The organism is Aquabacterium commune, from assembly GCF_004362855.1.
Taxonomy (GTDB): domain Bacteria; phylum Pseudomonadota; class Gammaproteobacteria; order Burkholderiales; family Burkholderiaceae_C; genus Aquabacterium; species Aquabacterium commune.
The window spans coordinates 45,763-68,399 of sequence record NZ_SNXW01000001.1; the positions used below are offsets into that span (position 1 = coordinate 45,763).

The window sequence follows — 22,637 nt, forward strand, 5'->3', positions numbered from 1 at the left end:
CCATGGACGCCCTGCTCCTGTCGCGCATCCAGTTCGCGGCCAACATCTCCTTCCACATCCTGTTCCCGACGATCAGCATCGCGCTGGGCTGGTGGCTGGTGTTTTTCCGCTGGCGCTGGGTGCGCACGCGCGATGTGCGCTGGTTGATGGCCTGGCGCTACTGGACCAAGATTTTCGCGCTGACGTTTGCCATGGGCGTGGTCAGCGGCATCACCATGAGCTTCCAGTTCGGCACCAACTGGCCGGGCTACATGGAGCGCGTGGGCAACATCGCCGGGCCGCTGCTGGGCTATGAGGTGCTGACGGCCTTCTTCCTGGAGGCCACTTTCCTGGGCGTGATGCTGTTCGGTGCCGAGCGGGTGTCGGAGCGCGTGCACCTGCTGGCCAGCTGCCTGGTGGCGTTCGGCACGAGCTTGAGCGCCTTCTGGATCCTGAGCCTGAATTCGTGGATGCAGACGCCCACGGGCTTCGAGGTCATCGATGGCGAGTTCCACGTGCGCAGTTGGGCGGAGGTGGTCTTCAACCCCTCCTTCCCGTATCGGCTGGTGCACATGCTGCTGGCTTCGGGTCTGACGGTGAGCTTCCTGCTGGCGGGTGCGACGGCCTTGCGCGTGCTGCGCGGCACGGCCAGCCCGGCCGCCCCGCTGGTGATGCGCGCGGCCTTGAGCGTGGCCGCCGTGCTGGTGCCGCTGCAGATCCTGGCGGGGGACGCGCACGGGCTCAACACCCTGCAGCACCAGCCGCAGAAGATCGCGGCCATCGAGGGCGTGTGGCACACCGAGCGGGGCGCGCCGCTGGTGCTGTTCGGCCTGCCCGACGAGGCGACACGAACGACGCGCCACGCCATCGAAATCCCCCGGGTGGCGTCCCTGATCCTGACGCACGATGCCGATGGCGAGATCCGCGGGCTGAACGAATTCGCCGGCCAGCACCCGCCGGTGGCGCCGCTGTTCTGGGGCTTCCGGGTGATGGTGGGCGTCGGGCTGTTGATGCTGGCCGTGAGCTGGCTGGGCTGGTGGCAGCTGCGCCGGGTGCAGTGGCAGCCGCAACGCTTGCCCCGCTGGCAACTGCAGGCGCTGCGCTGGATGGGATTTTCCGGCTGGGTGGCCACACTGGCTGGCTGGTACGTCACGGAAATCGGTCGCCAGCCCTTCATCGTCTTCGGTCAGCTGCTGACGCGGGACGTGGTCGCGAGCGTGCCGGCCTCCCACGTGGCGCTGACCCTGACGGGCTACCTGCTGGTGTACGCGCTGCTGCTGTCGGCCTACGTGATGGTGCTGCGCTACATGAGCGAAAAACCCCTGGCTCAGCCCGGGACGCCCTCCCCCGAGGAGTTTGTGAAAGGACACCCCGCATGACCCCGCACCTCACCAACGGAGACTGGCTGCCTGTGGCCTTCATGGCGCTGATGGGCCTGTCCATGCTGATTTACGTGGTGCTGGACGGCTACGACCTGGGTGTGGGCATGTGGATGGCCCGCGCCAGCGCCGAGGAACGCGACGTGATGGTGGCGTCCATCGGCCCCTTCTGGGACGCCAACGAAACCTGGCTGGTGCTGGGTGTGGGCCTGTTGCTGATCGCCTTCCCCAAGGCGCAGGGCGTGGTGCTGGGTGCGCTCTACCTGCCGGTGGCGCTGATGCTGCTGGGCCTGACGCTGCGAGGCGTGGCCTTTGACTTCCGCGTCAAGGCGCGAGACGCGCACAAGGCCCTGTGGAACCGGGCCTTCATCGCGGGCTCGGCGCTGGCATCGCTGTCGCAGGGCTGGATGCTCGGGCGCTACATCACCGGCTTTGCCGACGGGGCCTGGCCCGCGGCCTTCGCCGGCTTGATCGCGCTGTCACTGAGCGCGGCCTACCTGCTGTTGGGCGCCGGCTGGCTGATCATCAAGACCGAGGGCGCGCTGCAGCAACGTGCGGTGCGGTGGGGCAAGGCGGCATGGCCACTGGTGGTGGTGGGCATCGGGCTGATCTCGGTGGCCACGCCGCTGGTGAGCCCGGCGGTGCGTGCGCGCTGGTTCGCCATGCCCGACTTCATCGCCTTGCTGCCCATCCCGCTGGTGACGCTGGGTGCCCTGGTGGCGGCGCGCGCCGTGCTGAACTCGAAGCTGGTGCTCGACCGCCTGAGCGCCCTGCCCTTTTTCGCCACCGTGCTGGTGTGCGCGATGGCGGGCATCGGCCTGGCCTACAGCCTCTTCCCCTATGTGGTGATGGACCGCCTCACCGTGTGGCAGGCGGCCAGTGCCCCCGAATCGCTGCAGGCCATCGGCCTGGGCGCCGCCATCACGGTGCCGGCCATCCTGGGCTACACGGTGTTTTCGTACCGTGTGTTCCGCGGCAAGGCCTCGGCGCTGAGCTACGGCTGATCAGAGGCGTTCGGCGACCCAGGCCTGCACGCCCGCCAGGGCCTGGGGCAAAGCCGATGCATCGGTGCCACCGGCCATGGCCATGTCGGGCTTGCCCCCCCCCTTGCCGCCGACCTGCTGCGCCACGAAGTTGACCAGCTCGCCGGCCTTGACCTTGGCGGCGGGCTTGGCCAGCACGTCGGCGGTGACACCGGCGGCCAGTTGCACCTTGCCGCCATCGACCGCGGCCAGCACGATCACGGCCGTCTTCAGCTTGTTCTTGAGCTGGTCCATGGTGTTGCGCAGCGTGGCGGCATCGGCGCCCTCCAGCGTCGCGGCCAAGACCTTCACACCCTTGACGTCGGCAGCCTGGGCCATCAATTCGTCACCCTGCGAAGAAGCCAGCTTGCCCTTGAGCGAAGCAATTTCCTTTTCCAGGGCGCGGATCTGGTCCTGCGCAGCGGCCACGCGGGCCGGCACGTCGTGCGGGGTCGCCTTGAGCAGCGCAGCCACACCCTTGAGCGTGCCTTCGAGGTTCTGCGTGTAGCTCAGGGCGTTCGCGCCCGTGATCGCCTCGACGCGGCGCACGCCAGCGGCCACACCGCCTTCGGCGACGATCTTGAACAGGCCGATGTCACCGGTGCGCCGCACGTGGGTGCCACCGCAGAGTTCCTTCGACGAGCCAATCGACAGCACGCGCACGGTCTCGCCGTACTTCTCGCCGAACAGCATCATGGCGCCGCTCCTTTGGGCGTCGTCCAGGGCCATCACCTGGGCCTGGGCTTCGGCGTTGGCCAGCACCTCGGCGTTGACCAGTTCTTCGATCTCGCGGATCTCTTCGTCGCTCAGCGGCTGGCCGTGCGAGAAGTCGAAGCGGGTGCGGTCGGGCGTGACCTGCGAGCCCTTCTGGGCCACGTGATCGCCCAGCACCTCGCGCAGGGCCTTGTGCATCAGGTGGGTGGCGCTGTGGTTGCGCACGGTTTTGGCACGCAACTCGGCGTCAACCCGGGCGTTGAGCTTGTCGCCCACCTGGACGCTGCCTTCGACGATGCGGCCATGGTGGCCGAACACGTCGGCCTGGATCTTCAGCGTGTCTTCCACCAGGAAGCGGCTGGTGGCGTTGCGCAGCTCGCCGCTGTCGCCGCACTGGCCGCCGGACTCGGCGTAGAAGGGGGTGTGGTCCAGCACGATGACGGCGTCGTCACCGGCATGGGCCTGCTGCACCGAAGCGCCATCGACGTAGATGGCCGTGACGTTGGCGGCGTCCACCGTCAGGTGCTCGTAGCCGTGAAAGCCCGTGGCCACGCCGCTGTATTCGAGGCCAGCGGCCATCTTGAACTTGCCGGCGGCGCGGGCCTGCTCGCGCTGGCGGGCCATGGCGGCGTCGAAGCCGCCCTGGTCCACCGTGACGTCGCGCTCGCGGCAGACGTCGGCGGTCAGGTCAACGGGGAAGCCGTAGGTGTCGTGCAGCTTGAAGGCGGTTTCGCCGTCGATCTGCTTCGTGCCGGCCGTCTCCACCGTCGCCAGGGCCGCGTCCAGGATCTCCATGCCGTTGGCAATCGTCTGGAAGAAGCGCTCTTCCTCGGTCTTCAGCACCTCGGTGATGCGCTTCTCGTTCTGGCGCAGCTCCGGGTAGGCCTCGCCCATCTCGGCCACCAGCGCGGCCACCAGCTTGTGGAAGTAGGGGGTGCGGGCACCCAGCTTGTAGCCGTGGCGGATGGCGCGGCGGGTGATGCGGCGCAGCACGTAGCCGCGGCCTTCGTTGCTGGGGATGACGCCGTCAGCGACCGTGAACGAGCAGGCGCGGATGTGGTCGGCGATCACCTTCAGCGAGGGGCTGTTGGCGTCGAAGCCTTCGCCACCGGGCGACGCGGCTGCCACGGCCGTGCGCGCGGCGGCCAGCAGGTTCTGGAACAGGTCGATCTCGTAGTTGCTGTGCTTGCCCTGCAGCACCGTGGCGATGCGCTCCAGGCCCATGCCGGTGTCCACCGAGGGCTTGGGCAGCGGGTGCATGACGCCATCTTCGGTGCGGTTGTACTGCATGAAGACGTTGTTCCAGATCTCGATGTAGCGGTCGCCGTCTTCGTCGGGGCTGCCCGGGGGGCCGCCGGCGATCTCGGGGCCGTGGTCGAAGAAGATCTCGGTGCAGGGGCCGCAGGGGCCGGTGTCGCCCATCATCCAGAAGTTGTCGGACATGTAGCGGCCGCCCTTGTTGTCGCCGATGCGCACGATGCGCTCAGCGGGCACACCCACCACCTTGTGCCAGATGTCGTAAGCCTCGTCGTCTTCAGAGTAAACGGTGACCCAGAGCTTCTCTTTGGGCAGCTTGAACTCTTCGGTCAGCAGGCCCCAGGCGTACTGGATGGCGTCGTGCTTGAAGTAGTCACCGAACGAGAAGTTGCCCAGCATCTCGAAGAAGGTGTGGTGGCGCGCGGTGTAGCCGACGTTGTCCAGGTCGTTGTGTTTGCCGCCGGCGCGGATGCACTTTTGCGAGGTGGTCGCGCGGCTGTAAGGGCGCTTGTCGAAGCCCAGGAACACGTCCTTGAACTGGTTCATGCCGGCGTTGGTGAACAGCAGCGTCGGGTCATCGCCAGGCACCACGGGGCTGGACGCCACGATGGTGTGGCCCTTGGACTGGAAATACTCCAGGAAGGTCTTGCGGATGTCGGCGGCTTTCATGGGCGGCTTTCGAGAGGGTGATGTCGCAGGGCGGCAGCGCGAGGCTGAACCCGGGATTATAGAGAGCGCCGGTGTCACGGCCCCCAGCGCACCAGGCCCTGCACGACGTGGCGCGACAGCTTCTGCGCACGGGCCCAGACGCGGGTGCGGCGCAGCGCCTCGGCCGTGTCAGCACCTGCGGCCAGGTCGGCATGGAAATGCTCCATGAAGCGGCGGGAGTCCTCGTCTTCGATGGGCCACAGCGACAGGATGGACGAGACGGTGCCAGCCTGGAACAAGGCCATCGACAGGCCGGCGGCGCCGCCACCGCCCGGGCTGGCGTTCGCGCCCGAGTCACAGGCCGAGACGACAACCAGGTCGCTGTGCAGCTCCAGGGTGGCGATCTCGGCCGCGGTCAGGTAGCCGTCGGTGCCAGGTTCGCGGTTGACCTGTTTGAGCACGATGGCGCTCAGCGCGGGCTCGTCGTCGCTCAGGAAGCCGTGGGTGGTGAAGTGCAGCAGGCGAAAGCTGCCCAGCTCGCCCGTGTCGGCCAGCTGCTGGACCATGGCCTCGCTGGCCTGGGCGCCGCGCAGCACAAGCGAGCGCCGAGGGCCTGCGCCATCGGCCGTGCGCGCGATGGCATCGACCTCGGCGAGCGAACCGGGCAGATCGTCCCAACCGCCCTGCGACCACTGCGCCAGCGCCAGGGGCAACAGGCTGCGGTCACGCTGCACGCCTTGCCAGATCTGCTTCATGTCCATGGCCCCGAGTTGGCGACCGGCATCCGGGCGGACGAACTGGACGAGACCGACCTTCGCGATGCGCGCATAGTGCGCGCCGCCCACCGCCAGCAAGGGGCGGCGTTCCGACTTGGCGTAGCGGCGCTGGCGCTCACCGAGGGTGTCCAGCAAGGCCAAAGACGGCAGCAGCCCCACGGCCAGGCGGTCGCCCAGCAGGGCCGGCTCGCCCGAGGCACCCTTGGCCTGTGGCTCGGCCGTCAGCGGCAAGGACTCGAAGGGCACGTGCCCGAGGTTCTGGTCCACGCCGATCAGCAATCGCTCGCGGCCAGCCAGCTTCGGCCACAGCGGCTCGACCAGCCACTGCGACAGGCTGCGCAGCACCTCGTCGATGTCATCCACACGGCGCGCCTCGGGCTGGGGCTCGGTGGGGCTGTGCTGGTAGGCGCCGCTGGGCAAGCGCCACAGCGGCAAGGTGGACAGCGGCTTGCCGCGAGGGGCCATGGCGATGGCACGCATGGTCAGGCGGTAGGCCTCGATGCTGGGGCGCACGCGGTCCTGGGTGTCCAGCACCACGACGCGGACGCCGCTGCCTTCGGTGACGAAGGCCAACAGCGTCGGCCCGAAGAAGCGGTAGCCCACCACCGCGCCCGCTTGCTGCACCACGGCCGCCAGCCAGGGCGGTGGCGCCTGGACACTGGGCAAGCTGGCCGCGGGCATTTGCGCCCGCAAGCGCTGCCACTCGGCAAAAGCGATGGCACGCTGCGCCATCAGCGGGCCAGTGTCCTGGTTCAGGCTGCGGGCAAGGGCCACTTTCTGGTCGATCAGGTGAAGCCGGCGCGAGGCGGCCTTGCGCGCAGCGCGGGCCTCGCCCGACCCGCTGTCGGCGCCCTCCTGCCCGTTGAGCGAGAGGCTCTGGCGGCGCAGCTTCAGCGACTCGGACACCAAAAAGGCATCGGCAACGCGCTGATTGCGCAGCAGCAACTCGATGTACAGGCCGTGGAGGCGGGACTGCATGGCCAGCCAGGCATCGAGGCTGCGGTCGTCGAACAGGAGGGTGTCCGGCCGCGCGAGCGTGTCGCGCATGGTGGCCTCGGCCACGCTGAGCGCCTCTCTGTTCTGCGACAGGCGCATCAGACGCTCCGCCTGGTTCGTGCTGGTCAACAGCACCTCGGGGTGCGCGGGGCCCAGGCGCTGCCTGAGCTGGGCCAGTTGCGCCCCCTGCCCCTCGCTGGCCGCCTGCAACTCGCCCGCGCTGCGGGCCGACGCGCCGAAGTCCAGTTCGGCCTTGCGGGTGAGCTCATGGCTCGGGCCCAGGGCCTGGCGGGCCTGGTCACGCACCTGCTGCTGCAGCGCGCGTGCCTCGGGGATGCGGCCAGCGTCGATCAGGGCCGACGCCAGGATCAATTGCGCGTCCAGGGTGTTGGCGTGCAGCGGCCCCAGGCTGGCGCGCTGCAGGTCCACCCCGCGCTGCGCCAAGGGCAAGGCCTCTGCATGCCGCCCCAGGCGGATCAGCGTGCTGGCCAGGTTCTGCGCGGCGCGGCCGCGGATCGCGTCACAGGTCCCAGGCGTGTCGCAACTGCCGGGCCCGGGCACCAGTTGCTCGGCGATGGCCAGCGCGCGGGTGTCCAGTGGCAAGGCATCGGCGTAATTGCCCACCCAGTGCAAGGCCGTGGAGGTGTTGCGCAGCAGGGTCAGCACCGGCAGCGACGACGCGCCATGGCGCTTTTCCGCGATGGACAGCATCGCCCGGTACACCGGGATGGCCTTGTCGTACTGGCCCAACTTGCTGTACGCGGTGGCCAGGTGGAACGCGGCCTCCTGGGTGGCCTCGTGCCCGGGACCCAGCAGCTTCAACGCATCGGCATGGGAAGCCTGCAGCTGCGCCTCAGCTTCATGCAACTCGCCCAGCCTGGCCAGGACGCCGCCCAGCAAGGTGCGCATGCAGATGCGCAAAGCGGGCTCGGGCGCCTCCGGGGTGCGCTCGATGCGTTGCTGCATGAGCGTGCGCACCCGCGCCCACTGGCCGGTCTTGATCAGGGCCACCGTGGCCTCATCGGTGCAGGGCTCGCGGGGCGCTGCCTGGGCACCAAAGCACCACAGCGCCAGGCACCCGCTGGCGAGCACTGCGCGCACAGATCGGTCCGGCTGCGGCGAGGGCGTCACGAAACCCATGGATCACACCTGTTTTCATTGGAAGTTCGCGCAACTGTAAACATGGCCTGTGACACCCCAGGCGACCTGCCGCAGGATGAGGGGCCCTCCCACGACCTCAGCCCAAACCACCACGGTCCGAACGAGGCACCTGCTTGTGCTCCAATCTGTGCTGTCACCCCAAGCTGGAGCGTTCGCTCGCCTGTGCCCATGAACACCTCGACCTCCCCCCTGGCCGCGCTGCAAGACCCCACCCTGCTGAAAACCCAGGCCCTGATCGACGGGCAATGGGTGGATGCCACCCAGCGTTTCGCTGTGCGCGACCCGGCCACCGGCACCGTGCTGGCCCAGGTGGCCAACCTCGGAGCCGCTGAGACCGAGGCGGCGATCGCCGCGGCCAACCGCGCCTGGCCGGCCTGGCGCGCCTTGCCCGCCAAGGCGCGCTCGGCCGTCCTGATGAAGTGGTTCCACCTGCTGCACCAGCACGCCGACGACCTCGCCCGCATCATGACCGCCGAGCAAGGCAAGCCCCTGGCCGAGGCCAAGGGCGAAGTCGGCTATGGCGCCAGCTTCCTGGAGTGGTTCGCCGAGGAAGGCCGCCGCATCTACGGCGAAACCGTCCCCTCCACCGACCCGAGCAAGCGCTTCCTGGTGCTCAAGCAGGCCGTGGGCGTGTGCGCGGCCATCACGCCGTGGAATTTCCCGATCGCGATGATCACGCGCAAGGTCGCGCCGGCCCTGGCCGCAGGGTGCCCGGTGGTCATCAAACCGGCCGAAGCCACCCCGCTGTCGGCCCTGGCCGTGGCCGAGCTGGCCCAGCGCGCCGGCATGCCCCCGGGCGTGCTCAACGTCATCACGGCCGATGCCGACCGCTCCATCGACGTCGGCAAAGCGCTGTGCGCCTCCGACGTGGTGCGCCACCTGTCCTTCACCGGCTCCACCGAGGTCGGCCGCATCCTGATGAAGCAGTGTGCACCCACGGTGAAAAAGCTCTCGCTGGAGCTGGGCGGCAACGCGCCCTTCATCGTCTTCGATGACGCCGACCTGGACGCCGCCGTCGAAGGCGCGCTGGTCAGCAAATACCGCAACGCCGGCCAGACCTGCGTGTGCGCCAACCGCCTGTACGCCCAGGCCGGCATCTACGAGCGCTTCGTCGAAAAGCTCACCGCCAAGGTGGCCGAGATGCGCGTGGGCAACGGTTTCGACGACTGTGTGGCGCAAGGCCCGCTGATCGACGACCAGGCCCTGGCCAAGGTCGAGGAACTGCTGGGCGATGCGATCGCCAAGGGCGCGCAAGTGCGCACGGGCGGCCAGCGTGCCGTCGTGCCCGGTGGCCAGGGCGCCTTCTTCCAGCCCACCGTGCTGTCGAACGTCAACGCGACCATGCGCGTGGCGCGAGAGGAAATCTTCGGCCCCGTCGCCCCCGTGTTCAAGTTCGACACCGAGGCCGAGGCCATCTCACTGGCCAACGACACCGAATTCGGCCTGGCCAGCTACTTCTACAGCCGCGACGTGGGCCGCATCTGGCGCGTCAGCGAAGGGCTGGAGTACGGCATGGTCGGCGTCAACACAGGCGTCATCTCGACCTGCGAGGTGCCGTTCGGCGGCGTCAAGCAGTCCGGCCTGGGCCGCGAAGGTGCGCGCCAGGGCATCGAGGATTACGTCGAGGCCAAGTACGTCTGCCTGGGCGGCCTGGACCGCTGAGCGCGCCCGGGCTCACTCACATCGCCGAACCGCATCGGCGCACCCCTCCTCCGCGCTCTGCCTCCATGAACTTCGTCCACGACCTCTGGCCCCTGGCCCCGCGCCACTGGGTGCTCATCGCCTTCATCGCCGCGGCCCTGCACGCCCACCTGCGCGGCAAGGTGCGCTTCGGCCTGGTGCGCGCACTGACCGACTTCACCGTGCTGATCGCACCCTTCAACTCGCTGATGGTGCTGTTCTCCAAGGTCGGCAGCCAGCCTTACCTGAACGACAAGCAGTTCCCCGAACTGAAGGTGCTGCAGGACAACTGGCAGCTGATCCGTGACGAGGCACTGGCCCTGGACGAGGGCGGCAACATCAAGGCCGCCGACGGCTACAACGACATCGGCTTCAACTCCTTCTTCCGCACCGGCTGGAAGCGCTTCTACCTGAAGTGGTACGGCGTGGAGCAGCCCTCGGCCGCCGCGCGCTGCCCGAAAACGGTCGCCCTGCTCAACCAGATCCCGGGCATCAAGGCGGCGATGTTCGCCTCGCTGCCGCCGGGCGCCACCCTGGTCAAGCACCGCGACCCCTACGCCGGCTCGCTGCGCTACCACCTGGGCCTGATCACGCCGAACGACCCAGGCTGCTACATCGAAGTGGACGGCCAGCGCTACCACTGGAAAGATGGCGAAGTCGTGATGTTCGACGAAACCTACATCCACCACGCGGCCAACACCACGCAACAGCCGCGCATCATCCTGTTCGCCGACGTCGAGCGCCCGGTCCACACGTCCGTGGTGCGCTGGCTCAACAAGGTCTTTGCCGCCATCGTCATGAAAGCATCGGCCACGCAGAACGAGCAAGGCGAGCAGGTCGGTGGCATCAACCGGTTCTTCGGCGTGGCCTACAAGGCCCGCGAGAAGGCCAAGCAGCTCAAAGCCACGAACCGCACGGCCTACTACGTTGGCAAGTGGGTGCTGATTGGCGGGCTGCTGCTGGCGATTTTTTACTGACGCGATCAGGCCGAATCGCGGTCGGTGTGGATGTCGCTGAGCGACCAGCCCGCGCGCGCCAGCACAGCCTCGCGGAAAGCCGCGTCGGGGCAGACCCAGGACATCGTTTCGTAGGTGTGAGGCATGGTCCGGAACATCAACGGCTTCAACTCTGCCTCCAAGGCCGGGTCGTACAGCGTCCAGGTCAGGTAGTCAGCACCACGGCGGAAGGCGCGGGCCGTGACACGGGCCAGCAGGGCACGCAAGGCCGGGCGCTGGCACGCCGGGTCGATCACCGCGTCCAGCACCTGCACGGCATGACGTCCGCCTTCGATGGGCACCGAGCGCGTGGCCACCATGCCCACCGGCCGGGCGCCGTCTCGGGCCAGCCAGACCTCGCAGCGGGTGCGAGGATTGGCCAGCAAACGGTGCGCCAGGGTGGCTGCGTCGCGGTCCACCTCCACACGGTCTGACCGCTGGGCCGCCTGCAACAGCGTTTCGATGTCGCTGTGCTCCGGGGTGCCGGGTGCCCACTGCGCGAGCTGCGTCACCGACAGCCGCCACCCGGTGGACCACAAACGGCCGACGCGCAGCACCACCATGGCGGCGTCGGCCAGGCCTGCGGCCACCCCGGCCAGCAGCCCGTGTGGCAGGCGCTTGGCCATGAAGTGCGCAAAGTGCAGCGGGTGGGTGTGGGTGCGGCGGGCCGGCAAAGCCTCGAAAGTACGCGCCAGCACGCCCTTGGAATTGGGGTTGGAGCCGATGGCCAGCACACAGCCCAGGCGCTCGCACACCGTCTGGTTGACCCACACACCCAGACCGCTGCCCGCCCATTCCGGCTGCACCATGAGGTCCATCGCGGCATGCACCTGCTGGCGCAAGTCACCGGCTTGCAAACAGAGGGCCTCGGTGCCGATCATGCCCAGCAGCTCATCGCCGCGGGTGCACAGCCAGCAGGTGGCCAAGCTACGCTCGCCGGGCTCGGGCAGATAGCGCCAGCGAACGTACCGCTCATCGTCCCAGGTCAGGGCGTCGCCCAGCACACGGCGGCGCAACGCCAGCACCGCCGGCAGGTCGGCCAGCGTGGCAGCGCGGAAGCCGGCGTCCAGCACGTCGGGCGTGACGCCCAAGGCGCGAGACACCAGGCGAGCGGTTTTCTCGCGAGAGATCGGCCCAAGCGCAGGGGCGGATCGATTGGCAAGGGTGCTCACGACATGGCCAGCTGGCATCGGCGCAGCACTTCGCAACAAGGGCGCCTGCTGTGCCACCGCCAGGTCTCAGGCCGACAAGACGCCGTGCTGCGCCAGGAAGTCCAGGACGTGCTGCACAGAACGCATCTGGCGCGAGGCCTCGGCGCTGAGCTCGATGCCAAAGCGTTCGTCCAGCTCGGCAATCAGCATCAAGGCGCCCATGGAATCCCAACCGGGGATGCTGTCGCGGGCCGTCTCGGGCTGCACATTGGCCAGGGGCTCATTGAAGGCGTCGGCCATCATGTCGAGGGCTTCGGCCAGGGTGATGTGGGTCTGGCTCATGGGGCGACTTCGTGGTTCGAATCCAGGGGGGTGTCGTCCGACGCGGACACACCATGCATCAGCACCGCATGGGCGTCAACCTGGACGACGGCCGAGGCCCACGACAGGCCCACACCGTAACCCAGCAGCATCACGCGGAGGTCCTGTGCTTGCGCGCGCTGGCGCTCGGCCAGGGCGCGCGTCAGCGTCACTGGCACCGAAGGGCCACCGCAATTGCCCGTGTCTTCCAGCGTGAAGGGCACGCGGTCCTCGGGCAGGCCGCACTTCTTGATCAGGTGCTTCATGATGAAGCGGTTGGACTGGTGGAAGATGTAGGCGTCCACGTCCTGCACGTCCAGTGCCGCAGCGGCCAGGGTGTCCTGGATCAAAGGCGGCACGCGCTTGATGGTGAAGTTGAAGACACCGGCACCGTCCATGCGCACGTACAGGTCGCGCGGATCGGCCGGGAAGCGGTCGCGGAACCCGCCGCCCTTCATGATCAGCGCTTCAGCGCCTGTGCCGTCCGAGAACAAGCCGAAATGCGAGGCGAAACCTCCTGGCGCCACCGCTTCCAGGGCCGTGGCCGAACCGGCATCCCCGAACAACAGGGTGGTGGCATGGTCATCGGGACTGGTGAAACGGCTGGGCGTGTCACCGTTGAGCATGAGGATGCGCTGGTGTCCGCCGCCTTTGAGCATGGTGGCCGCCAGGTACAGGCCATAGGGGTAGCCAGAGCAACCCAGACCGACGTCGAAGGCCGCGCAGTCCACACCCATGCCGAGCCGACCGTGCACCACACATGCCGACGAAGGCAGGAAGTGATCGGGAGATTGGGTCACCATGATGAGGCCGGTGACGCTGTCCGGCGCCCAGCCCAGCGCTTGGAGCAAGCGTTGCGCCGCATCGGTGCAGAGGTCCGCCGAGGTCTGGCCCTCGCTCACCACGTGGCGGTGGCGCACACCGGCCATCGACACCACCTTGCGAACATCGTCTGCGCCGTAGCGCTCGCCCAGGGCGAGGTTGTCCAGCTGCGTGGCGGGCACGACCGTGGAGACACCGGCAATGCGGAATCCATCCAGACGACTGAAACTCACGACTTCCTGCCTGTTGATTGGATGACAGAGGTCGCCCGGCAGGCGACGACACGCGTAAGTCGATACTGTACGGAGTTTCTGTGTCCGTTTGCCCCCCTCAGGCAGGGGCGGCGTGGAGCGGGCGATGGGAATCGAACCCACGTCATGAGCTTGGGAAGCTCAGGTCCTGCCATTGAACGACGCCCGCAATGCTGCAGATTGTAGCCTCAGGCCGCTGTGGAGCGGCCGCCGGGGTGTCGTCGGCCTGATGTCAGGAGAGCCGACGCCGCGCCACGAATGCCAGGCCCAACAGACCCAAGCCCAAGGTGGCGAATTTCGGCGGTTCGGGGATGGCCGCCACCAAGGCACGGTCCGACACGCCGAAGCGCAAAGCCGGCGAGATGTTCACGTCAAGGGTGCCGAAATTCAGCATGGGCAGCACGGACACAGCCAACTCATCGAGCTGCAGCGCAGTGGCGAATTGTGCCTGGGCGCCATTCGTCAGGGTCATGTGGGAGAGGTTCATCGCCATCGACAAGCCGCCGGTGGTGGACACGTGCAGCCCCTGTTCCACGGTGAAGCTGTAAACGTCAAAGGCCTTGCTGATGCCTGCGCTGGTGCCCAGGTCTGCCGTCAGCACATTGCGCTTGAAATCCAGCCCGAAGTTTGCCAGCGTCAACGCACCGGTCTCGCTCTGGATCATCAAGCCGGAACCCGTGGCATAGCCCGACACCGGCGTGAGGCCCAGAGGCAGGATGCTGGCATTGAGCGTCACCTGGGTCACCGGCATCATGAACTGCCAGTTGCTGCCCGACACGGCCTGAGTGTTGCCCAGTGCACGCACCGAGATGCCCATGAGGCGCATCAGGTCGGATGTGTCGGCATCGAAGGTGTAGATGGACTCAGCGTCCAGGTAGGTCGTGGGGATGGTCAAAGGAATGGCGCTGGCGCCCACGGCCACCGTGGCCAAGGCAAAGCCCAGCAAGGTCTGGCGGGCGGTGTGGGTCGTGGATGCCATGCGAAACTCCTGTGCAATGAGCGAGGCCCTGCGTGCAAGCACCTCCAAGGCCTTCAGGATCGCAGAACGAGCCGGACAAAACACAGCCTGTTGCGCACGCCGGTGGTCACTTGGTCAACTTCGTCACAACCCTGCAGCAGCGTGTGACGCCAAGCCCACGCGCGAACCCTCGGCCCTAAAATACGGCCATGAGTTCGCCTTCCGAGAAAGACTGCCCGCCTGCCGGCAGCGACGCCCCCTCCTGTGCCACACCGCCCGACCAGGCACCGCACGGGGTCGCCCACCCACGCAGCATCCGCAGCTTCGTGATGCGCGCCGGTCGCACCACCGAGGGCCAGGCCCGTGCGCTCAGCGAACTGGGTCCGAAATTCGTGCTGCCGTTCACGCCACAACTCCTGGACCTGCAAGCCACGTTTGGCCGCAAGGCGCCCGTGGTGTTCGAAATCGGCTTCGGCATGGGCGACGCCACGGCCAAGATCGCCGAACGCCTGCCCGACACCGACTTCATCGGCTGCGAGGTGCACGAACCTGGCGTGGGCGCCCTGCTCAAGCAAGTGGGCGAGCGGGGCCTGTCCAACCTGCGCATCGTGCAAGACGACGCCGTCGAGGTGCTCAAGCACATGGTGCCCGAAGGCTCCCTGGCCGGCATGCACATCTTCTTCCCCGACCCCTGGCACAAGAAGAAGCACAACAAGCGCCGCCTCATCCAGGCCGGCTTCGTGGCCAACATCGTCAAGCACCTGGCACCGGGCGGCTACCTGCATTGCGCCACCGACTGGGAGCCCTATGCCCAGCAGATGCTGGAAGTGCTCTCGGCCGAGCCTGAGCTGATCAACACCGCCCAAGGCTATGCCGAGAAGCCCGCCTACCGCCCACTGACCAAGTTCGAGAACCGCGGCCTGCGCCTGGGCCACGGGGTGTGGGACCTGGTGTTCCGCAAGCGCGGCTGAACGCGGCACTGGGGGCATGCGCCACGGCCATGAAAAAGGCAGGCCACATCGCTGCGATGTGCCTGCCTGTGGACGGCTCAACGACCCGGCGAACCCGCGAGGGCCCACCGCGTCAACCGTGCATCAGTTGGAGAACTTGTAGTCCGTCTTGGCCTTGTTCTTCAGTTCTTCGCGGAACTTGGCAACCTTGGCCTGGTTGTTGCGCTGGATGATCTGGGCCTTGACTTCGTCGAAGGCCGGGAACTGGACCGCGCGGGTGTCTTCCAACTTGATGATGTGGTAGCCGAACTGCGACTTGACCGGGGTGTCGGTGACTTCGCCCTTGTTCAGCTTGACCATCGCAGCCGAGAACTCGGGCACGTAGTTGCCGGGGTTGGCCCAGTCCAGGTCACCACCGTTTTCGGCAGAGCCCGGGTCCTTGGAGTTCTTCTTGGCCAGGTCTTCGAACTTGGCACCGCCCTTGAGCTGGGCCACGATGGCCTTGGCGTCTTCTTCTTTCTCGACCAGGATGTGGCGAGCGCGGTATTCCTTGTCGCCATTGGCCGACTTGATTTTGTCGTACTCGGCGCGAGCTTCAGCGTCGGTGGTGCCGCTCTTCTTCTCGAAGTCCTGGAACAGCGAGCGGATCAGGATGGACTGGCGGGTCAGCTCCATCTGTGCCTTGTAGTCGGGCGTGGCATTCAAACCGCGGCGCTCGGCTTCCTGGATCAGGATCTCGCGCAGCACGACCTCGTCCTTGGCCTTCTGTTCCAGCTCGGGGCTCTTGGTCATGGGCGGCTGGCCGGGCTGCTGGGGCGACTTCAGGATCTGCTCGATCAGGGTGTCGGCACGGGCCTTGGGCACGGCCTTGCCGTTGACGATGGCGATGTTCTGGGCCGAAACCAGCGGAGCGGCCAGCGACAGCGATGCGGCCAGCAGAGCAGCCTTGACGTGACGGGAAGTCTTCATGTTGAGCAGAGCGCTTGGGTTGGGTGAATCAGTGTGACGGCGACACAGGAGCGACCGGCAGCTCGGCCTTGATCGCCAGGGCATGCACGCCGCGAGGCATCAGGTCGCGCAGGGCATCATACACAAGGCGATGTCGCTGCACGTGTGACAGTCCGGTGAAAGAACGTGCGCGGATGTGAAGCGAAAAATGGGTGCCGAAATCGGCGCCGCTGTGGCCCGCGTGGCCATGGTGGGCGGCAGTGTCGTCCTGCACCGCGATGAACTCGGGTTGCAGCGCCTGCGTCAGCACCGCCTGCATTTCGGCGGCGGTGACGGGCTGGAACGTTGAAGGAGAGGCAGCGGCGCTCATTGCGAGCCCCCTGCTTCGGCGGGAGGCGGGCTCATGTGCTTGCTCAGGTAAACGCCTTGCGCCAGAGTGAACACCAGCGTCAGGCCCAGGCTGCCCCACATCTTGAAGCTCACCCAGACGTCGGTCGGGAAGTTGAAGGCCACGTACAGGTTGAGCACGCCCATGGCGCCAAAGAACAGGACCCAGGCCCAGCCCAGCGTGCGCCAGACAGCGTCCGGCGCGTCCATCTGCCCGCCCATCATCTGGCGCAGCATCTTGCGCTTGAGCACGATCTCGGTGACCAGGAAGCCCACCGCCATCAGCCAGTAGATCAGCGTAGGCTTCCACTTGATGAAGCGCTCATCGTGGAACCACAGCGTCAGGCCGCCCAGCACCACCACGATGACCAGGCCGGCCCACAACATCTTGTCCACCGGCTTGCGCAGGGCCTTGAGCACGAGGATTTGCAGCGCCGTGGCCACGACCACGACCACCGTGGCCAGCAGGGTGGGTGCTTCCGTCACACCCACCACGCCGCCGGAGACGGCAAAGCCCAGGTGTTCGGTGAGCCATTGCGCGGCCAGGTCCTTGTGCCCTTCGGCCCATTTGAAACTGGCAAAGAACAGAAAGATGGGCAGCAGGTCGAAGAGGATTTTCATGGGGTGTGGTCAAGGGTCCCGTCAGCGGGAGCCTGGCTCAAAGTCTATCGCGGCGGAGTTGATGCAATAGCGTTCCCCCGTGGGTTGGGGGCCATCTTCGAACACGTGCCCGAGGTGGGCGCCGCAGTTTTTGCAGCGCACCTCGGTGCGGACCATGCCGTGGCTGGTGTCGCGGATGTACTCGATGCGGTCGTCGGCCGCCGGCTGCCAATAGCTCGGCCAGCCACAGCCGGCATCGAATTTGGTGTCCGAGGCGAAGAGCTGGACGCCGCAGCACACGCATTGGTAGCTGCCGGTCTCGAAGTGGTCCCAGTAGCGGCCGCTGAACGGTGGCTCGGTGGCGGCCTGGCGGGTGACGCGGTAGGTCAAGGGCTCACGGTCGGGCGCCGTGAGTTGCTCACGCCATTCGGCGTCGGTTTTCTGGACGGCGTGATCGCTCATGATGAACAGGACACCTCGATGGATTGCGCCCAGCTGGGCGGGAAGTCGGCATCGGCTTCGCAGCCGGCTTGCACGTCGAACGGATTCTGCAGCAGGCGGTGCAGGCGCTGGACCTCGCTGTCGTCGCCTTGTTGCGCTCGGCGGATGGCGGTTTCGGCCAGGTGGTTGCGCAGCACATAGACCGGGTTGACGCGACCCATGCGCTGGGCGCGCTCGGCATCGGTGCTGCCTTCGGCCTGCAGGCGCTGGGCGTATCGCAGGGCCCAGGCGTCGAAGGCGGCGCGGTCGAGGAAGAGGTCGCGCAGCGGCGCGTTGCGGGCATCGGTGGCCATGGACTCGGGGGCACCTTCGCTCACGAAGCTGCCCAGCCGCCGAAAAGCGATGGTGAAGTCCACGCGGCCTGCGGCCAGCAGGCGCAGGTAATCGATGGCCAGTTCGACGTCTTCCGGGCGTTCGGCCTGCAGGCCCAGCTTGGCCCGCCAGCGCGCGTTCATGGCCTGCGGGAAGCGCTGTTCGTAGGTCTGCAGCACCTCGGTGAGGGCTTTCGGGTCGTCCTGCGCATCCGGCACCAGGGGCAACAGCGCCTGCGCCAGGGCGCGCAGGTTCCAGTAGCCGATCTGTGGCTGGTTGTTCCAGCTGTAGCGCCCGCGGTCGTCGGAGTGGTTGCAGATGTGATCGGGATCGAAGGCGTCGAGGAAACCGAAGGGGCCGTAATCGATGGTCAGGCCCAGGATGGACATGTTGTCGGTGTTCATCACGCCATGGCAGAAGCCGACCGACTGCCAGGCCGCCATCAGCTCGGCGGTGCGCTGCACCACGGCGTCCAGCAAGGCCAGAGCGGGCTGGGGCTGACCTTGCTGACCTTGCTGGCCTTGCAATTGCGGGAAGTGGTGGGCGATGACGAAGTCCAGCAGCGCGGCCAGGGCCTCGTGGTGGCGAGGCCGGCCGCTGTGCGCGAAATGCTCGAAGTGCCCGAATCGGATGAAGCTGGGCGCCACGCGCGTGACCACCGCTGCGGTCTCCAGGGTTTCGCGCCGCACTGTTTCGGGCGACGCGGTCAGCGCCAGCGCCCGGGTGGTGGGGATGCCCAAGGCGTGCATGGCCTCGCTGCACAGGAATTCGCGGATGCTGGAGCGCAACACGGCGCGCCCATCGGCACGGCGCGAGTACGGTGTCATGCCAGCGCCCTTGAGTTGCAACTCCTGCGGACCCAGGGGCGCACTGATTTCGCCCAGCAGCAAGGCGCGGCCGTCGCCCAACTGCCCGGCCCACTGCCCAAACTGGTGCCCTGAATACACGGTGGCCATGGGCGCCATGCCCGGCCAGACGGCGTTGCCGCTGAACACCTGGAGCGCTTCGTCGTTGCGCCAGTCGGCAGGCCAGCCCAGCTCGCGCGCCAGGGCCTCGCTGGTGGCCACCCAGCGCGGCGTGGGCAGCGGCTCGCCCGACAAGGCGGTGCCCAAGGGCACGCCCAGGCGGGCCTGGGTGTCCTGGCTGAGCTGGGCAAAACGGTTGAGCCAGGCCTCGGCCGGTGGCGCGGCAAAGTGGTGTGAAAGCGCGCGGGCGCCAGCGTCTGAGGAGGTTTCAGCGGGGGTGGGCATGTGGCGCAGTGTAGACAAGCCCCCCGTCCCTGGGGCGCACCAGGGGCATTGCAGTCACAGGGCTCGCCTAAGATGCGGCCTCGTGTCGGCCGACTGCCGATGGCGGCGGTGGGCGCGGTGCCTGTCGAGCAGACGACGGCCAAGCCCGTCTCAGGAGAATCGCTGGTGGACGTTGTGTTGTTCTTCAAGGCCGCCCTCATGGGCATCGTGGAAGGCCTCACCGAGTTCCTGCCCATCTCCAGCACAGGCCACCTCATCCTGGCCGACTCCCTGCTGGATTTCGCCCGCTCCGCCGGCGCCGAAAAAGCCAAGGTGTTCGAAATCGCCATCCAGACCGGCGCCATCTTCGCCGTCATCCTGGTCTACATGCAGCGCATCCGCGACACGCTGACCGGCCTGGGCTCGGACCCCAAGGCGCAGCGTTTCACCGCCAATGTGCTGATCGGTTTCCTGCCCGCCGTGGTGCTCGGCTTGGCGCTGGGCAAGATCGTCAAGGCCTACCTGTTCAACGCCACGGTGGTGGCCTCGACCTTCATCCTGGGCGGCATCATCATCCTGATCGCAGAGCGCATCGCGGCCCGCGCACCGCGTGCCCGCGTCGAAACGGTGGACGACCTCACCCTCGTCGATGCACTGAAAGTGGGGCTCGTCCAGTGTCTGGCCCTGGTGCCCGGCACCAGCCGCTCTGGCGCCACCATCATCGGCGGCATGCTGATGGGCCTGTCGCGCAAGGCCGCGACCGACTTCAGCTTCTTCCTGGGCATCCCGACCCTGGTGGGCGCAGGCGTGTACAGCCTCTACAAGGAGCGTGCGCTGTTGTCGATGGCCGACCTGCCCTTGTTCAGCGTCGGTCTGGTGTTCGCCTTCCTGTCGGCCTGGGTGTGCGTGCGCTGGCTGATCCGCTACGTGTCCAGCCACAGCTTCATCCCCTTTGCCTGGTACCGGATTGCCTTCGGCGTGCTGATCCTGGTGTCGGCGCACTTCAACTGGGTGTCCTGGTCGGAGTGAGCCTGAGCAGCGCAAGGCACTGAGGGTGAGAAAATCGGGGGATGCCACCCGGAACCTCTCCCCGTCGCCTCGCGCTGGACGCCCTGCTGCAGCCCGACCCGGCCCTGAAAGCACAGCAGGCGCGCGCGCTGCACGAGGGGGCGAGCCAGTTCGCTGAGAACGGCTGGCGCGGCGAAACCATCGCCGAAACCATCGTCGAAGTCATCGCCCTCTCGCCCCAGCAAGCCGCGGCCATGCCAGGCCGCCCTGCCCGCCCACACCTGGTGTCGGCCACGCAGGTGCCTTCGCGCAGCCCCTTCACGCTGGAAGGCCGCGCGGCCTTGCTGCACGCCATCTGCCACATCGAATTCAACGCCATCAACCTGGCGCTGGACGCCGTCTGGCGCTACGCCGACATGCCCGCGCAGTTCTACCTGGACTGGTTGCGCGTGGCCGGCGAGGAGGCCCTGCACTTCGGCCTGCTGCGTGATCACCTGCAAACCCTGGGCTTCGATTACGGCGACTTCGACGCCCACGATGGCCTGTGGGGCATGTGCGAGAAAACGCGCGATGACATCGTGGCGCGCATGGCCCTGGTGCCACGCACGCTGGAGGCCCGCGGCCTGGACGCCACCCCGCTGATCCAGCAGAAGCTGACGCGCGCCGGTGACCTGGCCGCGGTGGCCATCCTGGACACCATCTTGCACGACGAGGTGGGGCATGTGGCGATTGGCAACCACTGGTTCCACCACCTCTGCCAGGCACGGGGGCTGGACGCCGTCGCGCTCTACCCGCAATTGGTGAAGCAGTACGACGCCCCTCGGATGCGGCCGCCTTTCAACGAAGCCGCACGCAAGGCGGCCGGCTTCACGGACGCTGAAATGGCCTTCCTGCTGGGCCTGGACTGAGGCAGCCCGCCAGAAAGCTAGCCGGAACCACCCCCCCGGGGATGGTGCTGGGCATGCAACTGCCGCAAGCGCTCACGCGCCACGTGGGTGTAAACCTGCGTGGTCGAGATGTCGGCATGGCCCAGCAGCATCTGCACGACACGCAAATCGGCACCGTGGTTGAGCAGGTGCGTCGCGAAGGCGTGGCGCAAGGTGTGGGGCGAGAGGTGCTGGTGGATGCCCGCCACCAAGGCGTACTTGCGGATGATCTTCCAGAACATCTGCCGCGACATGCCCTGGCCTTGCGAGGTCACGAACAAGGCTTCGCTGACGCGCTGCACACCCAGGATCTGCCCACGGGCCTCGTCCAGGTAGCGCTGCAAGCACGCACCAGCCTCCTGGCCAAAGGGCACCAGGCGCTCCTTGCTGCCTTTGCCCGTGACGCGCACAACGCCCTCGTTCAAACCCAGTTGCACCGTGCGCAGGGTGACCAACTCGCTCACGCGCAGGCCGCTGGCGTAGAGCAACTCCAGCATGGCGCGGTCGCGCAGGCCGAGCTTGTCGAGCACATCGGGTGCGGCCAGCAAGCGCTCAACCTGCTGCTCGGTGAGCGTGCCGGGCAAGCGCATGCGCTGGCGGGGGGCGTCCATGCGCAGAGTCGGATCCTGGGTGCACAGGCCTTCGCGCACGGCCCAGCGGTAAAAGCGGCGGAACACGCTGAGGCGGCGGCCCACAGACGAAGGCTTGGACTCGGCATGGCGATTGGCCATGTAAGCCTGCACCTCATGCTCAGCGGCTTGCACCAGGGTGGCACCGCCTTGGGCTTGCAGCCAGGTGGCCAGCGCGCTGAGGTCACGCCGGTACGCGGACAGGGTGTTGGCGCTCAGGCCATCTTCGAGCCAGAGGGCATCGATGAAGCGGTCCAGGTGCGGATCGGCTTGCAAAGCAGCGTGCGGTGTGGCTTGCGTGTCAGACACCACCACCCAGCAAGCCCTCTTTCAAGCGCTTGTCCACCGGTTTGTCGCCCACGAAAATCTTGAGCACGGAGCGGTACAGGTCATCGCCCACCACAGGCGTGCCCACGAAACGCTCGTTGAGGCGCAGCACGGTGCCACGCTCGGGCACGAAGTCGATGTCGATGGTGTCGCCCACGCGCAGATCACCCATGCTGTCGAGGTGGGCCGCCAGGCGTGTGAGCCTGTCTTCCATCTGCGCCTGGGCCGCTTCGGTTTCGTTGCGGGCGATGCGGCTGGTCAGCGACTTGGTGAGCTCGTGGCTGGGGGCGTCCAGCATGATCTTCAGGCGCAGGCGCTTGGGGCCTGGCATGGTCAGCACCTGGACGCTGTCGCGGGTGGGCGCAGGCAGGTAGAGGCCCGCCACGAAGGCCTTGACCCAGGCCACACCGCGCAAACCGAGGCCATTGAGCCTCAGGGTGCGGTCGGACAGCACCGCGGTGTCATCGAACTGCTGCCCGTCCAGCGTGGCGGCACAGGCATGGCCCAGCCAGGCGCCCGACAAGGCCGTCAGCAAGGTAGCCACGGCCAGTTGCCGCATGGCGCGCAGGCGCCAGGAAATGGAATCCATGCAATCTCGTCCTTGTTGCCAGAGGCTGGGCCCCGTGGGTGATGTGAGGGCATGTGGGGTTCCACATGCGCAAATCAAGGGG

General features: G+C 67.3%; 20 protein-coding genes and 1 tRNA gene. 7 read left to right on the forward strand and 14 right to left on the reverse strand.

Annotated elements, in window-relative coordinates; genetic code table 11:
- Window positions 1-2 precede the first annotated feature (2 nt).
- Together EV672_RS00245 and EV672_RS00250 are read left to right on the forward strand one after the other, a co-directional pair.
- Window positions 3-1,358 carry a cytochrome ubiquinol oxidase subunit I gene (locus EV672_RS00245; protein WP_133605599.1) on the forward strand — a complete coding sequence of 452 codons (1,356 nt, stop codon included), beginning with the start codon at window positions 3-5 and terminating at the stop codon, window positions 1,356-1,358.
- Window positions 1,355-2,362, forward strand: a complete 1,008-nt coding sequence (locus EV672_RS00250) for a cytochrome d ubiquinol oxidase subunit II (RefSeq protein ID WP_133605600.1) — start codon at window positions 1,355-1,357, stop codon at window positions 2,360-2,362. The genes EV672_RS00245 and EV672_RS00250 overlap by 4 nt, the downstream gene beginning before the upstream one ends.
- Here EV672_RS00250 and alaS read toward each other — a convergent pair whose 3' ends face one another.
- A complete protein-coding gene (gene alaS, locus EV672_RS00255; protein WP_133605601.1) occupies window positions 2,363-5,020 on the reverse strand; it encodes an alanine--tRNA ligase in 2,658 nt (885 codons plus the stop codon). It abuts the gene before it with no gap.
- A 74-nt stretch (window positions 5,021-5,094) separates the two neighbouring features.
- The gene (locus EV672_RS00260) at window positions 5,095-7,911 is read right to left on the reverse strand and encodes a CHAT domain-containing protein (RefSeq protein ID WP_133605602.1); all 2,817 of its coding nucleotides are present in this window, start codon (window positions 7,909-7,911) and stop codon (window positions 5,095-5,097) included.
- 189 nt (window positions 7,912-8,100) lie between these two features.
- On the opposite strand from EV672_RS00260, the gene EV672_RS00265 reads away from it, so the two are divergent.
- Together EV672_RS00265 and EV672_RS00270 are read left to right on the forward strand one after the other, a co-directional pair.
- The gene (locus tag EV672_RS00265) at window positions 8,101-9,594 is read left to right on the forward strand and encodes an NAD-dependent succinate-semialdehyde dehydrogenase (RefSeq protein ID WP_133605603.1); all 1,494 of its coding nucleotides are present in this window, start codon (window positions 8,101-8,103) and stop codon (window positions 9,592-9,594) included.
- A gap of 65 nt (window positions 9,595-9,659) precedes the next feature.
- Window positions 9,660-10,589: an aspartyl/asparaginyl beta-hydroxylase domain-containing protein gene (locus tag EV672_RS00270; protein ID WP_133605604.1), complete on the forward strand. Its 930-nt coding sequence runs from the start codon at window positions 9,660-9,662 to the stop codon at window positions 10,587-10,589.
- A gap of 5 nt (window positions 10,590-10,594) precedes the next feature.
- On the opposite strand, the gene EV672_RS00275 is transcribed toward EV672_RS00270, so the two are convergent.
- The 5 genes from EV672_RS00275 to EV672_RS00295 all read right to left on the reverse strand — a co-directional run bounded on the left by EV672_RS00275 (window position 10,595) and on the right by EV672_RS00295 (window position 14,170).
- Window positions 10,595-11,779, reverse strand: a complete 1,185-nt coding sequence (locus EV672_RS00275) for a GNAT family N-acetyltransferase (RefSeq protein ID WP_133605605.1) — start codon at window positions 11,777-11,779, stop codon at window positions 10,595-10,597.
- Between the two features lie 66 nt (window positions 11,780-11,845).
- Complete coding sequence (locus tag EV672_RS00280; RefSeq protein WP_133605606.1) at window positions 11,846-12,100, reverse strand: acyl carrier protein; 255 nt, start codon at window positions 12,098-12,100, stop codon at window positions 11,846-11,848.
- Entirely contained in the window at window positions 12,097-13,173 is a 1,077-nt protein-coding gene (locus tag EV672_RS00285) for a 3-oxoacyl-ACP synthase III family protein (RefSeq protein ID WP_133605607.1), read from the reverse strand. Before EV672_RS00285 ends, EV672_RS00280 begins: the two co-directional genes overlap by 4 nt.
- 113 nt (window positions 13,174-13,286) lie before the next feature.
- Window positions 13,287-13,360, reverse strand: a tRNA-Gly gene (locus EV672_RS00290).
- A 63-nt stretch (window positions 13,361-13,423) separates the two neighbouring features.
- The gene (locus EV672_RS00295; protein WP_133605608.1) at window positions 13,424-14,170 is read right to left on the reverse strand and encodes a hypothetical protein; all 747 of its coding nucleotides are present in this window, start codon (window positions 14,168-14,170) and stop codon (window positions 13,424-13,426) included.
- Window positions 14,171-14,358: 188 nt separating this feature from the next.
- Between EV672_RS00295 and trmB the strand changes: the two genes are divergently transcribed.
- The gene (gene trmB / locus EV672_RS00300; RefSeq protein WP_133605609.1) at window positions 14,359-15,120 is read left to right on the forward strand and encodes a tRNA (guanosine(46)-N7)-methyltransferase TrmB; all 762 of its coding nucleotides are present in this window, start codon (window positions 14,359-14,361) and stop codon (window positions 15,118-15,120) included.
- Between the two features lie 123 nt (window positions 15,121-15,243).
- Here the strand turns inward: trmB and EV672_RS00305 are convergent, their stop codons facing one another.
- Genes EV672_RS00305 through EV672_RS00325 form a run of 5 tightly spaced genes read right to left on the reverse strand, consistent with a single transcriptional unit; the run spans window position 15,244 to window position 19,097 of the window.
- Entirely contained in the window at window positions 15,244-16,068 is an 825-nt protein-coding gene (locus tag EV672_RS00305; RefSeq protein ID WP_133605610.1) for a peptidylprolyl isomerase, read from the reverse strand.
- 28 nt (window positions 16,069-16,096) lie between these two features.
- Window positions 16,097-16,417: a BolA family protein gene (locus EV672_RS00310; RefSeq protein WP_133605611.1), complete on the reverse strand. Its 321-nt coding sequence runs from the start codon at window positions 16,415-16,417 to the stop codon at window positions 16,097-16,099.
- Entirely contained in the window at window positions 16,414-17,055 is a 642-nt protein-coding gene (locus tag EV672_RS00315; RefSeq protein WP_133605612.1) for a septation protein A, read from the reverse strand. The genes EV672_RS00310 and EV672_RS00315 overlap by 4 nt, the downstream gene beginning before the upstream one ends.
- Before the next feature lie 21 nt (window positions 17,056-17,076).
- Window positions 17,077-17,496, reverse strand: coding sequence for a peptide-methionine (R)-S-oxide reductase MsrB (gene msrB, locus EV672_RS00320; RefSeq protein ID WP_133605613.1), 420 nt, complete (start codon window positions 17,494-17,496; stop codon window positions 17,077-17,079).
- Complete coding sequence (locus tag EV672_RS00325; protein WP_133605614.1) at window positions 17,493-19,097, reverse strand: protein adenylyltransferase SelO; 1,605 nt, start codon at window positions 19,095-19,097, stop codon at window positions 17,493-17,495. Before EV672_RS00325 ends, msrB begins: the two co-directional genes overlap by 4 nt.
- 165 nt (window positions 19,098-19,262) lie before the next feature.
- Between EV672_RS00325 and EV672_RS00330 the strand changes: the two genes are divergently transcribed.
- Together EV672_RS00330 and EV672_RS00335 are read left to right on the forward strand one after the other, a co-directional pair.
- On the forward strand, window positions 19,263-20,105 hold the full coding sequence (locus tag EV672_RS00330) for an undecaprenyl-diphosphate phosphatase (RefSeq protein WP_133606367.1): 843 nt from the start codon (window positions 19,263-19,265) through the stop codon (window positions 20,103-20,105).
- Window positions 20,106-20,146: 41 nt separating this feature from the next.
- Window positions 20,147-20,992, forward strand: coding sequence for a ferritin-like domain-containing protein (locus tag EV672_RS00335; protein WP_133605615.1), 846 nt, complete (start codon window positions 20,147-20,149; stop codon window positions 20,990-20,992).
- Between the two features lie 17 nt (window positions 20,993-21,009).
- Here the strand turns inward: EV672_RS00335 and xerD are convergent, their stop codons facing one another.
- Window positions 21,010-21,948, reverse strand: coding sequence for a site-specific tyrosine recombinase XerD (xerD, locus tag EV672_RS00340; RefSeq protein ID WP_133605616.1), 939 nt, complete (start codon window positions 21,946-21,948; stop codon window positions 21,010-21,012).
- The gene (locus EV672_RS00345) at window positions 21,941-22,555 is read right to left on the reverse strand and encodes a chalcone isomerase family protein (protein WP_133605617.1); all 615 of its coding nucleotides are present in this window, start codon (window positions 22,553-22,555) and stop codon (window positions 21,941-21,943) included. The genes xerD and EV672_RS00345 overlap by 8 nt, the downstream gene beginning before the upstream one ends.
- Window positions 22,556-22,637: the final 82 nt, after the last annotated feature.

Excerpts from the sequence above, each read along its gene's own strand:
- EV672_RS00245 (WP_133605599.1), top strand. The coding sequence starts at position 3 with ATGGACGCCCTGCTCCTGTCGCGCATCCAGTTCGCGGCCAACATCTCC.
- EV672_RS00250 (WP_133605600.1), top strand. The coding sequence starts at position 1,355 with ATGACCCCGCACCTCACCAACGGAGACTGGCTGCCTGTGGCCTTCATG.
- alaS (WP_133605601.1), bottom strand. The coding sequence starts at position 5,020 with ATGAAAGCCGCCGACATCCGCAAGACCTTCCTGGAGTATTTCCAGTCC.
- EV672_RS00260 (WP_133605602.1), bottom strand. The coding sequence starts at position 7,911 with ATGGGTTTCGTGACGCCCTCGCCGCAGCCGGACCGATCTGTGCGCGCA.
- EV672_RS00265 (WP_133605603.1), top strand. The coding sequence starts at position 8,101 with ATGAACACCTCGACCTCCCCCCTGGCCGCGCTGCAAGACCCCACCCTG.
- EV672_RS00270 (WP_133605604.1), top strand. The coding sequence starts at position 9,660 with ATGAACTTCGTCCACGACCTCTGGCCCCTGGCCCCGCGCCACTGGGTG.
- EV672_RS00280 (WP_133605606.1), bottom strand. The coding sequence starts at position 12,100 with ATGAGCCAGACCCACATCACCCTGGCCGAAGCCCTCGACATGATGGCC.
- EV672_RS00295 (WP_133605608.1), bottom strand. The coding sequence starts at position 14,170 with ATGGCATCCACGACCCACACCGCCCGCCAGACCTTGCTGGGCTTTGCC.
- trmB (WP_133605609.1), top strand. The coding sequence starts at position 14,359 with ATGAGTTCGCCTTCCGAGAAAGACTGCCCGCCTGCCGGCAGCGACGCC.
- EV672_RS00305 (WP_133605610.1), bottom strand. The coding sequence starts at position 16,068 with ATGAAGACTTCCCGTCACGTCAAGGCTGCTCTGCTGGCCGCATCGCTG.
- EV672_RS00310 (WP_133605611.1), bottom strand. The coding sequence starts at position 16,417 with ATGAGCGCCGCTGCCTCTCCTTCAACGTTCCAGCCCGTCACCGCCGCC.
- EV672_RS00315 (WP_133605612.1), bottom strand. The coding sequence starts at position 17,055 with ATGAAAATCCTCTTCGACCTGCTGCCCATCTTTCTGTTCTTTGCCAGT.
- msrB (WP_133605613.1), bottom strand. The coding sequence starts at position 17,496 with ATGAGCGATCACGCCGTCCAGAAAACCGACGCCGAATGGCGTGAGCAA.
- EV672_RS00325 (WP_133605614.1), bottom strand. The coding sequence starts at position 19,097 with ATGCCCACCCCCGCTGAAACCTCCTCAGACGCTGGCGCCCGCGCGCTT.
- EV672_RS00335 (WP_133605615.1), top strand. The coding sequence starts at position 20,147 with ATGCCACCCGGAACCTCTCCCCGTCGCCTCGCGCTGGACGCCCTGCTG.
- EV672_RS00345 (WP_133605617.1), bottom strand. The coding sequence starts at position 22,555 with ATGGATTCCATTTCCTGGCGCCTGCGCGCCATGCGGCAACTGGCCGTG.